5 protein-coding genes are annotated in these 11,819 nt (G+C 50.8%); all 5 read left to right on the top strand.

All coding sequences use genetic code 11. The features are described from left to right. The first annotated feature begins 1,191 nt into the window (after positions 1 to 1,191). From A3GK_RS0109420 to A3GK_RS0109400, 5 genes are read left to right on the top strand one after another with little or no spacing between them, the layout of a single operon-like run. Positions 1,192 to 4,203 carry a SusC/RagA family TonB-linked outer membrane protein gene (locus tag A3GK_RS0109420; RefSeq protein WP_018029205.1) on the top strand — a complete coding sequence of 1,004 codons (3,012 nt, stop codon included), beginning with the start codon at positions 1,192 to 1,194 and terminating at the stop codon, positions 4,201 to 4,203. Between the two features lie 20 nt (positions 4,204 to 4,223). Beyond that, positions 4,224 to 5,816, top strand: a complete 1,593-nt coding sequence (locus A3GK_RS0109415) for a RagB/SusD family nutrient uptake outer membrane protein (RefSeq protein WP_040576136.1) — start codon at positions 4,224 to 4,226, stop codon at positions 5,814 to 5,816. 14 nt (positions 5,817 to 5,830) lie between these two features. Further along, positions 5,831 to 7,546: a BACON domain-containing protein gene (locus tag A3GK_RS10815; RefSeq protein ID WP_162138148.1), complete on the top strand. Its 1,716-nt coding sequence runs from the start codon at positions 5,831 to 5,833 to the stop codon at positions 7,544 to 7,546. 24 nt (positions 7,547 to 7,570) lie between these two features. After that, positions 7,571 to 10,354: a S8 family serine peptidase gene (locus A3GK_RS0109405; RefSeq protein WP_018029202.1), complete on the top strand. Its 2,784-nt coding sequence runs from the start codon at positions 7,571 to 7,573 to the stop codon at positions 10,352 to 10,354. A gap of 21 nt (positions 10,355 to 10,375) precedes the next feature. Next, a complete protein-coding gene (locus tag A3GK_RS0109400; protein ID WP_018029201.1) occupies positions 10,376 to 11,320 on the top strand; it encodes a PorV/PorQ family protein in 945 nt (314 codons plus the stop codon). The last annotated feature ends 499 nt before the right edge of the window (positions 11,321 to 11,819 follow it).

Genomic DNA, 11,819 nt, shown 5'->3' with positions numbered 1-11,819 from the left:
AAGGCCTCACATGAGTCTCGACTATAAGACACCTGTTGAAGCCTCAAAGTGCAAAGGGAAAATCCCCAAGAGGTGGAAAAGCTATAGAGAGGAGTACCTTGAAAATCAAAAAATAGGATAGGTGCCCAAGTTTTGGTACCTTTAGTCCTGTGAGGGGTTTCCTTCCGGGCTACGCCCTCCAGTCAACCCCTCACAGGACTAAAGGCTAGAAAGTCAACATAAAGCAGGATTAATAACAACGTAACATTAACCGAGTCAACCTTTTTCAGGAAACCACAGTCGCACTTGGATAGGCTTGTGCGACCACAAGGGTCGTAGGTTTTTGACCACTCAACACCCGCTGGTCTTCGGCTCTACGAGCCTTGACCAGGGGCTAGCTGAATGGCACCCTATCGGGTGCTCCATGTCGTCCGACGTGTCCGACTTGTCCGACCCGTCCGATAAGGCACCTTGCCCCCTTCTCAACCCCTCCCGTATCCGGGCGAAAATTGAGTTGCAACTAAGCGATCGGCGAGATGCAACTAAGCAAATGACGAGTTGCAACAAAGCAAAAGCTTAGTTGCAACTCAGTTTTTTGTTAGATAGGGGCTCCCCCAAAAGCACCCGCCAGGGTGCTCCATGGCGTCCGACCTATCTGACTTGTCTGACCTATCCGAAAAGGGCAGGGTGATCTCGGGCAAGGACTCCATTTATAGGGTCGCCACGCCCGCCTTGCTTCTTATATATATTAAGTCTATTAAAGAGTGCAAAAGCATTTATTATGGTAATATGGGTTGCATATTAAAAATATATAGTATATTTGGGCATTGATTCAAATGTTTACATTATCTTTAGCGAATAAATCAAAATGATTGGGCCGATGGAATCAAGGATGTTTATCCTTCAGGTCAAGACAATAGACTTTCTGTGGCGACAAATCAAGCGGCAGGATGCTTATTTGCTCTGTAATAGATAAATTAAGGTGTGGGTACAATATCCACGCCACGCTAGAGGTATCCCAAATCCTCGACTATTCGCTTTTTACGACTAACCTATACTGAGTGCCTTCAAGGGGCACCATCGCTCCACTGACCAACAAAGATTGGTCAGCCTAGAGAATGAGCTATGCATCCACAAAAGGGTGCAAGTGACGGCAGAGTATTATACACAACTATTATAAACAACAAACATATATCATTTCGAATAATTTTTATGAGACACAGACGCTGGTACTGTCTCCTATTGATAAGTCTACTAGCTGTGATCGGACTTTCGGCACAGACGACTTCGGGCATCAGGGGACTTGTATATGACGAACTGGGTGAGCCAGTAATTGGTGCGACGGTACGTGCCAAGGCAGACCCCTCCAAGGGAACTACCACCAACCTGGATGGTCAGTTTACCCTCCCTGTCAAAGCAGGTGATGTAATTATTATCTCCTATGTGGGGTATAAGACGGTAGAGCTACCGGCACAGAATGGCATGGAGGTACACCTCCAGGTAGATAGTGAAGTACTGGACGATGTGGTGGTGATCGGGTATATGACCCGTAAGATCACCAATACCTCCGCTTCGGTGGTGAAGATCAGTGCCAAGGAGCTCTCTAGCAAGCCCAATGCCAACCCTCTGGATGCTATTCAGGGTAAGGTTTCTGGTCTGCAAGTTTACTCCAACTCTGGTGAGCCCTCTCAGCAGCTCTCCCTTGCCCTCCACGGACAAGGGTCGCTAGGAGCAGGTACGGGGCCACTATTCATCCTCGATGGTATGCCTATTAGCACCGCTGCTATCCGTGCAATGAACCCCAATGACTTTGAGAGCATGCAATTCCTAAAGGATGCTTCCGCCACCTCTATCTATGGTGCGAGGGCTGCGAATGGTGTTGTTTACATCACCTCTAAGCGAGGCAAGCAGGGGGAGCGTGCTGCAATCAATGTGCGTGGGCAGTATGGCGTCTCTACACTTGCCAATACCTCTTACTTCGACCAGCTGATGACTGGCGAGGAGCTAGGTAGGTACTATGTAGAGACAGGTCTCTTTGAGAGCCAAGAGAAGTGGGACGCCTTTAGGGCAGAGCACTTCGGGAATACCGACTTCCGCTGGTACGATTATATTTACCAGAAGGCACCCCTTTACCAAGGCGACCTCTCTATCTCAGGCGGTACTAATAAGACCAGCTACTACCTCTCGGGTGGCGGAATGTCGCAAAAGGGTCTTCGCGAAGGCTCGAAGTACGACAAAGTCTTTGCGCGTTTCAATCTTAGCTCTGAGCTCAATGAGTATATCCGCCTAGGGCTCAACACCAATGTCTCTTACGACTGGACCCAAACCTCACCCCTAGGGCCTAAGAGTGCACTGGGCGGTATGGGTGCCCTCAACCTCCCCTTCGTATCGCCTTACGATAAGAATGGCAAGGAGCTAGACTACATTGATGTACTGGGCATCGGTACCCCAGGGTATGAGATTGATAAGAAGCCAGCAGAGTCGCAGAACTTCCTTCTCTCGGCCAATGGTAACCTCACCATCACCCCTATCAAGCATCTGACTATTCGGTCGATGGCGGGTGTGGAGATGGGCTACAGCAAGTATTTTGCACGCGTGAAGCCTAGCTACCGCAAAGCATACGGCAACGGCTCTTCGTCTCGCTCCTTTGGGCAGGTGATCAACTTCTCTACCACCAATACCATCTCCTACGACTTCGACCTAGGGGATCACGGACTGACCACCCTCCTCGGTCAGGAGTACATCAACTACTACGATGATGGGCTTTCTGCTTCGGGAGCGGGCATCAAAAACGACCACCTCCTTTCACTCAATATGGTGACCAAGGACAAGTCGTTTAGTGAGAGCACCCTCTCTTATGCTTTCCTCTCCTTCTTCGGACAGTTTGCCTACAACTATACCAACCGTTACTTTGTAGACTTAGTGATTCGTAACGACGCCTCGTCGCGCTTTGGTCCGAATAAGCGACACGCCACCTTCTGGTCGGCTGGTTTGCTTTGGAAGGCGAAGAATGAATCTTTCCTCTCAGAGGTTGCGTGGCTTGATGAGCTCGACTTCAAGGCGAGCTACGGTACACAGGGTAACTCCTCTATTCCTCCCTACTACACTGAGCCATACGCTGGTAGCAGTGGTCAGTACAAGGGCGAAATGGGCTTGGGACTAGCCAATACCGGTAACCCAGACCTCAGCTGGGAGAAGCAGAGCAAGCTCACCGTGGGCTTCAAGAGTAGGATGCTGGACCGCATTGGGCTGAGCATAGAGTACTACCACAGGCTCACCACAGATATGCTATTCGAGGTGCCTCTCGACTTCACTTCGGGCTTTGGTATTGGGCAGTACGACTACTCTTACAACCTCCAAAACGAAGGGGCTTACCTCAACCAAGGTATCGACCTTCAGCTCGATCTAGACCTAATCAAGGCAAAGAAGGGCTACCTCACCGCCTTCCTCAACTTCAACTACAATAGAGACAAGGTGATCTCTCTCTTTGGCGGTCGCGACTCCTTCTTGCAGCCAGGGACTGCCCTTGCCTACCAAGTGGGTAAGCCCGTTACTTTCTACATGCCTATCTACAAAGGGGTGAATAGCGAGACAGGTCGCCCAGAGTGGTTTAAGCCTGGGGTAGACCCTATGAAGAAGACGATGAACCACGATCAACTCGCTGATGAGTACACCGCTTCACTAGAGCAAAACACCGATATCCCAGCCTTCACTCCGATGACTGGTGGTTGGGGACTAGAGGGTAGATATGGCAACTTCTTCATGAGTGCCAACTTTGCCTTTGCTCTTGGCAAGCACATGATCTCGGTAGACCGTCAGTACTATGAGAGCGACGCCAATGTGCGCAACTTTGAGAGTACCAACTTCAATGCCTCCCGTAGGCTCTTTAACTACTGGAAGCAACCAGGCGATAAGGCCGACTACCCAAGTCTAGCCTACCAGAGAGAGAAGAATAAGCAGCACGCTTCACTTTACCTTGATAGTGGATTGATCGAAGATGCCTCCTTTATGCGACTCAAAAACCTCACTATTGGCTACGACCTACCACGTGAGTGGATAGAGCGTCAGGAGGTGATCAAATCGGCAAGGATATTCTTCTCTGGTCGTAACCTCCTCACCTTTACCAAGTTCCAAGGTATTGACCCAGAGGTCAATCACAGTGTATCTATGGGAGTTAACCCAAATACTAAGCAGGTGAGCGTTAATTTTGAATTAGGCTTCTAATGATAGAAATACAGGAGAATATGAAGATAAATAATATATACAGAGTGATCTCTATAGCACTGCTTGGGCTACTCCTAGCATCGTGCAATCTAGATAAAGAGCCACTAGACTATATCCCACTCAAGAAGTCTTTTGCCGATATGGATGGGCTGAAGGCATGGGACAATGGCACCACAATATTGCTACGCACTAGGCTCTTTGGTGGTTCCGCCACCCTACCTCAGGAGGTACAGGCCGATATGCTCAATATGCACATTATGCACAATAGCTACGGCGCCTTCCACGGCTGGCACAGTCTGAGAGCCGATGAGGCCACCTTTGATGGGCTTTACCACTCCTACTATGTGGCATTAGCCGATGCTAATACGCTCCTCGATGGGCTAAGCAATTACGACATCAATAAGGAGCAGAACCCCGAAGCAGCCAAGGCAACCATCGATACCTACGCTGGGCACGCTCACTTTGCTAGAGCCTTTTATTACTATAGTCTAGCAATCCGCTGGGGCGTACCCTACAAGGAGGAGAGTGCCGCGACCGACCTCTGCGTGCCTTTGGTGAAAAAGGTGGATCCTCTCACGATGTACCCTCGTGCCAGCAATAAGGAGGTGTGGGACTTTATCCTTCAAGAGCTGACACTTGCTGAGGAGCTACTCGCCTCTACTCCAGGAGCTGAGGGGGCAGATTATATCTCGCAAGATGTGGCTACAGCACTCAAGTCGCGTGTCTACCTCTATATGGGCAAGATGCCAGAGGCTCTCGCTACTGCGGAGAAGCTGATCAATAGCCAGAGGTACAGCCTCACTAAGCCCGACGAGATGGATGTCACAGGTGTAACGGCTATTGAGGCAATGTGGCACAAAGATACCGGACGGGAGCAGATCTATCAGCCATTTATCAGTAAGCCCGACGAACTTCCAAGTACCCTCGGTCTTTACGGTGCCAACCTCGAGGCCAATAGATGGTGGAGAGAGAATAAACACAGAGATATTGCGATCAATACTCCTCCATTCCTTCCAGCCGGCTGGCTCAAGGAATTCTATCAGGAGGGTGACCTCCGCCGTAAGGTGTACTTTGAGGAGGCCATGACCGTTATCTCCCCTGCCGACTACGGTCGCACCTCTCAGGACGTGGTATGGGTAGTCTCTAAGTTTAAGGGTAATAAAGCCTACTCCGACCTCGATAGCCAAGTGTGGGGTGGCTATGTCCCTAATGGGCTACAGGCACCAAAGCCTTTCCGCTATGCCGAGCAGGTACTGATTGCAGCTGAGGCGGCCTATGAGAGTGGCGATAATGCCAAGGCTCTAGACTACCTCAATCAGCTCAAGGTATCCAGAGGGCTGGAGAGCGTAGACCTCTTTGGCACCGACCTACAGCAGGAGATCCGTGATGAGCGTACCCGCGAGCTCGCTTTCGAGGGCTTCCGCCTTTGGGACCTCCGCAGGTGGGGTATGGGAGTCAATCGTCACGACCCTCAAGAGCGAGAGGTACTCAATAAAGAGTACGACCTTCATCTCAATATCCCAGCTGGTGACTACCGCTTTGTGTGGGGTATTCCTCAAGTACTATTTAAGATCAATCACAAGCTCATCCAAAACGAAGGATGGGAAAGATAAATAGGCGACACTATATGAATAAGACAATCCAACGACTATATTTGCTCCTCGGGCTCGTGGCACTATTAGCCACTAGCTGTAAGCAGCAGGAGGAACCCGATGTGCTTTCGCTCGACTTACCGACTAGCCTTATCACATTTACACAGGCTGGTGGTTCGCTCGAAGTAGGTGTCATCACCACAGACGACCAGTGGTCTATTGAGCAAGGACCTAAGAGCGATTGGCTCAAGGTGGAGAAGGTGAAGGATGGCGTTAAGCTAACTGCCGAGGAGAACCACACCGGCAAGAAGCTAGAGACCAAAGTCACCATCACCCTTCGTGGACTCCGTAAGGAGATAAAGGTGACTCAGTCAAGCACCCTCAAGACACTCGCCGTAGAGAAAACATCATGGGATGTTGGTAGCGAAGGCGGCGAACTAATCATCCCTGTAATTGCCAGTGGCAACGACTGGAGCTATACCCTCTCGGAGGAGAGTCCATGGCTCACCGCAGAGAAGAGTAGCGATAGCAAGAGCCTGAAGGTAATGGTACAGCCATCCGTCGACCCCAACCCCCGTGAGGTCTATATCGCACTCAGCTATGGCGAGAGTGCCACCTTGCGTATCCGCCAAGTGGGTGTCCGTCTATTCCCAGACTTTAAGCTACTACCCGATATGACCCGTGCCGATGTGGAGGCGTATGCTCAGGAGGTGGGTCTCCAACAGGACACCGAGCTGATCAATGCCAACGTATGGGACGATGATGCGATGGACTTTGTAAAGAAGCAGATGACCCGTAAGGATGCCACCTGGACTAAGGACGACTTCTTCGCCACCGATGCACAGCGGGCTAAGTACCTAGTTTATCAATACAACAACTCTGATAAAAACAAGGTATTTGCTATGCACATAGTCGGGGTAGAGGGCACTGAGTTTAGCCAGGAAGATGTGGCTACCTATCTCTCTTCTAAGGGCTTTTTCAAGGGTGGCGAAGACCCAAGAGGAGGTGAGATATGGGTTAAAAACGACCTTGCCGCACTCCTCCAATACGAGGCTAAGGTCTTCTATAAACATAGCCAGCAAATGCACTATGCCTATCCTAAGGCGGCTAGAATCACCATCTCTCTTCCTAAAAAGATTGATCCCGATGATGTCGGTGCGATTATGACTGAATTCCCTACCGACCGACTAGATACTTTCCGCGACCCTGCCATTCAGTTCGAGCAAGTGGAGGCGTTTGAAAAGGGCCGTGGCTTTAGGCTAATGACTGGCGAAGACGATGGTTATCCATTCTGCAAGAAGAGTGATGTGGAGGGCTACACTCACCTTTATGAGTATGTACAATTTGAAAATGTACACCGTGATACCGCGAAGGAGGGCGACCTCATCTCTACGCTCTACAACTTCCTCATCCCAGGAATGGACAACTATGGTAAGGACTACAACGTCACTGCCACTAAGGAGAATGCCGGAGCGATCGGTCAGCGTATCGATATGTACAAGGGCTATAAGAAGTTCTTTACCCGCCATGACTGGACTGGAGCTTGGAATCTCAAGCCAGAGGTAGTTGAATTGGCAAAGAAAAAGGGGTACGAACTAGCTCATACCGACAGAGGAGAGTATGGCTGGACCTACTTCACCAAGGGCGACGACGTCATCTTCATTGCCCCTGGAGAGGATAGCGTACAGGTAGCCTACTTCCGTAATGCCAAAACAGCTGAAACAGCTCGCAACAACAAACGTCAGGATTAATCATTACGACATATCAATAGGATTATGAAATCAATACAATATAGACTGAGCTGGTGGCTCACCCTACTGCTACTACTCTCCACGAGCTGCCAAAGAGAGGCACTCCAAAGAGGAGAGATGCCCGACACAGAGGCGGCACCCGACCTCACCCTAGCACCTAATATGGTGCCAGGGGAGGCGATTGTGAAGCTCAAGGCTTCTGCCGATCACTCATCTGAGAGCGAGCTACGAGGCCTACTAGGCAATCAGCTACGTAGCCTTACCGATGAGGTGAAGCTCGAGCCGATCTTTACGATTGGTGGTGCTTACGAAGCACTACAGCGTGAGGCGGGATTGGATCGCTGGTACAAGGTAAGTTTTGACCCCTCTACCGACCTCTCTCAAGCACTTACTGAGCTACAGAAGAGTTCGCTAGTGGAGGTGGCTCACGGTAATAAGTATGCCACTCAGACCGCAGCTACTTACCAGTCTGCTCCAAGCCTCCGTGCCGGTGGTGAGACTTACAACCAAGGGTACGCGAAGTTTACCAATCCCGACCCCCTTCTCCCCTATCAGTGGCATTACCAAAATGAGGGAAGCAGCAATGACCCCTTCTTTTTAGCTGGTGCTGATATCAACCTATTCAAGGCGTGGGAGGTAGAGACTGGTAAAAAGGAGGTGATCGTTGCCATCATTGACTCGGGTATCGATGGCAATCACGAAGACCTCCAAGGCAGCCTGTGGTACAATCCAGAGGAGCCAGGCACCTATGGCTACAATTTTGTAGCTAACTCCCCCTATATCACACCTGGATTCCACGGTACTCACGTAGCTGGTACCATCGCCGCACGCAATAACAACGGCATCGGCGTCTCTGGTATCGCTGGTGGCGACGGCACACCAGATTCGGGTGTACGCCTGATGAGCATCCAGATATTCAATAGAGACAACTACCCAGAGGGAGAGCGACATTCAGCTCCTATCAACGACATCGCCAAGGGTTTCCAATGGGCGGTGGAGCATGGTGCTACGATTGCCAATTGCTCGTGGGGCTTTGATGATCAAAGGTTCAATAACGACTACCCTGTAATCAAAGATGCGATCCAATACTTTGTAGATAATGCGGGAGTAGACCCACAGACCAAGGAGCAAAAGCCCAACGCCCTAATGAAAGGGGGTGTGGTCATCTTTGCCTCGGGTAATGAGGGACTCAAAAACGACCTCGTATTCCCTGGCTGCTACGACTCGGTAGTGGCGGTGGCTGCCTTTGGTGCCGACTTCCAATGCACCTCCTACAGTAATATCGGTGATTGGGTAGATATTATGGCACCCGGTGGTACGCTCGATGCCCCTACGCGCCTGCAAGGTGGTATCCTCAGCACCATCACCGATTCTTTCCTCTATATGAGAGTGCCTGGCACCAACCTCACTGGTAGGGACTTCCAATTCCCTGGCAATGATAAGTACAGCTACCAGCAGGGGACCTCAATGGCAACCCCTCACGTCACTGGTATTGCAGCATTGGTGATCTCCAAGTTTGGTAAGCAAGGGTTTACCAGCGAGATGCTCAAGAAGCGTCTACTCACCGCCACCAAGACCATCGACTTCCGTGCCAAGCACGATAATAAGTGGAGAGATTGGCTCGGCGCGGGCTATATCGATGCGGCTCGTGCACTCGAGGAGGATAAGGGAGAGGCTCCAGTGATGTCAGAGATCACACTCGGTGAAGTGGGCTATCAAAAGGCGACCATCAGCTGGCTACCCGCCAAGGATGGTGATGCCATCGACCAGCTCGCTAGTAGCTATCTCCTCACGCTCACCACAGAGGGCAAGGAGCCAATCACCATCACTGTGCCCAACTATGAGCATAAAGAGGGTACAGCCATTGAATACACCTTTGAGAAGCTAGAGGATGGCACCAAGTACCACCTAGAGATTGAGGCAAAGGACCGCTGGGGACACTCCTCTAAGAAGAGTGCAGACTTTACCACAAAGGAGAACCACGCACCAGCCATCACCAACCTCCCTGCCACACTGCCTGTGGTGCTCTCCAAGAGCCTTCCTTTCTACAACCTAACACTTGAGATCAAGGATGAGGATGGGCACAAATGGAGCGTGAAGGAGGCGATAGAGCAGGCTGGGGTCAAGGCAACGGTCAAGGAGAATAGCATCGAGCTACTCTTCCTCATCTCTGATATCGAGCTAGGGGAGTACACTCTGCCGATTGTACTGGAGGATGAACTAGGTAAGGTCTCCACTACTGAGCTCACCTATAAAGTGGTGAACTACGAACCGGTCAAGAAGATCGCCGACTTTGGGACGGTATCTATTGGCCGCTATGCAGAGCCTATGCAGGTAGAGCTATCCGATAAGTTTGAATCTCCCAGTGGACTAAAACTCTCATACGCAGCCAAGACAAGCGATAGCACCATCGCCACTGTGCGTATCATCCCTGGCACTACCAAGCTAGAGATCACCCCAAAGAAGGTGGGTAGCACTATGGTGCAGATCATCGTATCGGATGGCACCAAAGAATTCACCAGTGGCTTCACCGTAAAGGTGGTGGGTAGCTCCGAAGCAGCTAGAGAAGCAGGGGGTACCTTTATCCTCTATCCGGTGCCTACCGAAGGGGTACTCAATATCCAGACAGGTACCGATACTGCCATGCCTCGCGAGGTGATCATCACCACGCTGAGAGGGGAGCTAGTACACCGTCAGTATATTGACCGCGACAAGGATGGCATCTCTCATGTCAATCTCAAGAAGCTCACCCCAGGAGTCTACCGCATACATCTCGGTAAGACCATCCGAACCATTGTAAAGAAATAATGACTATTGAAGCAGAATAATATGAAGCGAATATTATACATCGTTGCCCTCGCCCTTCTAGGCACCACCCTTGCAATGGGGCAAGGCTCGCCACTCCCTCTCCTAGAGGGCAATACTAGCGCACGCACCCTCGCACTCGGTAAAGTGCATGGCGCTGGTGCCAAGGATATGTATCTCTATACCAATCCTACCGCTTTTCTAGCCAATGGAGCTACCTTTCAAGTGGATGGCAACATTGAGATTTTCCCTAAGCTAGAGTTCGGCAGAGAGTTGCAGTACACCCTCTCGGGAGCATGGTCTTTTGCCCCTTCTCACGCACTCTTTGTGGGCGGACGCTACTCAGGTGGTCTTAAGATAGAGGTGGAGGGAATGCCAGGCGAAAAGGTGGAGAGCTCCTTCAGACCCTATAGCCTGAGTGCTGACCTAGGATATGCCTATGCTGTAGAGCACTGGGGCCTCTTTGCGAAAGGAAGCTACCACCGCACAGCTCTTCAAATAGAGGCAGAGACCTATCTATTTGGTGCAGGAGTGAGTTACCTCAATCAATATACCCTCTTCGGAAAAGGAGTGGAATACGGTCTGCACGCCATCATAGATGGTGTCGGTGCTCCCCTACGCTACAGAGCTAGTAACGATAGCTACACAATACAGCCCACACTGGAGCTCTCTACCGACCAAACCCTATCACTAGCCGAGAAGCACCAGCTTACCCTGATACTCGGAGCAAGAGGCACCCTAAAGGAGGGCCCCGCCAACTACCGAGCTGCAGGTGTGGGGCTAGAGTATAGCTACAATCAGCTACTCGACCTCCGACTAGGGTATGACTACCACACCCTTCGCGACCACTCGCTAGGCTTCGGTATCGGCGGAAAGCTCTATGGTGTACACCTAGACCTAGGGTACCAATTAGGGTTCCGTACCTACTCAGCCAATACCTTGATGGTCACCGCTGGATACGCCTTCTAATCTCCAGCCCCCATATATGCAGAGACCCAGGACTACTAGCCCTGGGTCTCTTCTTTTTATGTATAATCGTATGCCCCCACCAATCCCAAATGACGACAATATTGCACGAAGTGCCATTCTCGCACATTTGATTCAAATGTGCTGAGACTTTGAACGAAGGATGATATGCAAGGTGCTGAGGGTGAGGGCGCTGGGAGCGTACTCACGTACGTGACCGAGTCCGAATCCCGAAAGCAACTTTATGTGCCTTGGCATCCTTACGGAAGCCTAGGCGCAGCAGATCGCCTTCGTGCAACAGTCTCACAAAAGATGAGGGCAAGTTGCACGTAGGGAACCAGGTGCTATATCGGAGCAAAAGTTGAGTTGCAACTAAGCGATCGGCGAGATGCAACTAAGCAAATGACGAGATGCAACTAAGCAAAAGCTTAGTTGCATCTCAGTTTTCGGTTAGTTAGGAGCTCCATTTTGGTGAGATATAGAGGAGTGTCAGAGGCACCCC

This window comes from Porphyromonas somerae DSM 23386, assembly GCF_000372405.1.
GTDB lineage: Bacteria > Bacteroidota > Bacteroidia > Bacteroidales > Porphyromonadaceae > Porphyromonas_A > Porphyromonas_A somerae.
Note: the sequence above shows the minus strand (reverse complement) of the source record. Positions and strands in the feature narration are given on the sequence as shown.

Coding starts and splice junctions, on each gene's coding strand:
- A3GK_RS10815 (WP_162138148.1), top strand. CDS start 5,831: ATGAATAAGACAATCCAACGACTATATTTGCTCCTCGGGCTCGTGGCA.
- A3GK_RS0109400 (WP_018029201.1), top strand. CDS start 10,376: ATGAAGCGAATATTATACATCGTTGCCCTCGCCCTTCTAGGCACCACC.
- A3GK_RS0109415 (WP_040576136.1), top strand. CDS start 4,224: ATGAAGATAAATAATATATACAGAGTGATCTCTATAGCACTGCTTGGG.
- A3GK_RS0109420 (WP_018029205.1), top strand. CDS start 1,192: ATGAGACACAGACGCTGGTACTGTCTCCTATTGATAAGTCTACTAGCT.
- A3GK_RS0109405 (WP_018029202.1), top strand. CDS start 7,571: ATGAAATCAATACAATATAGACTGAGCTGGTGGCTCACCCTACTGCTA.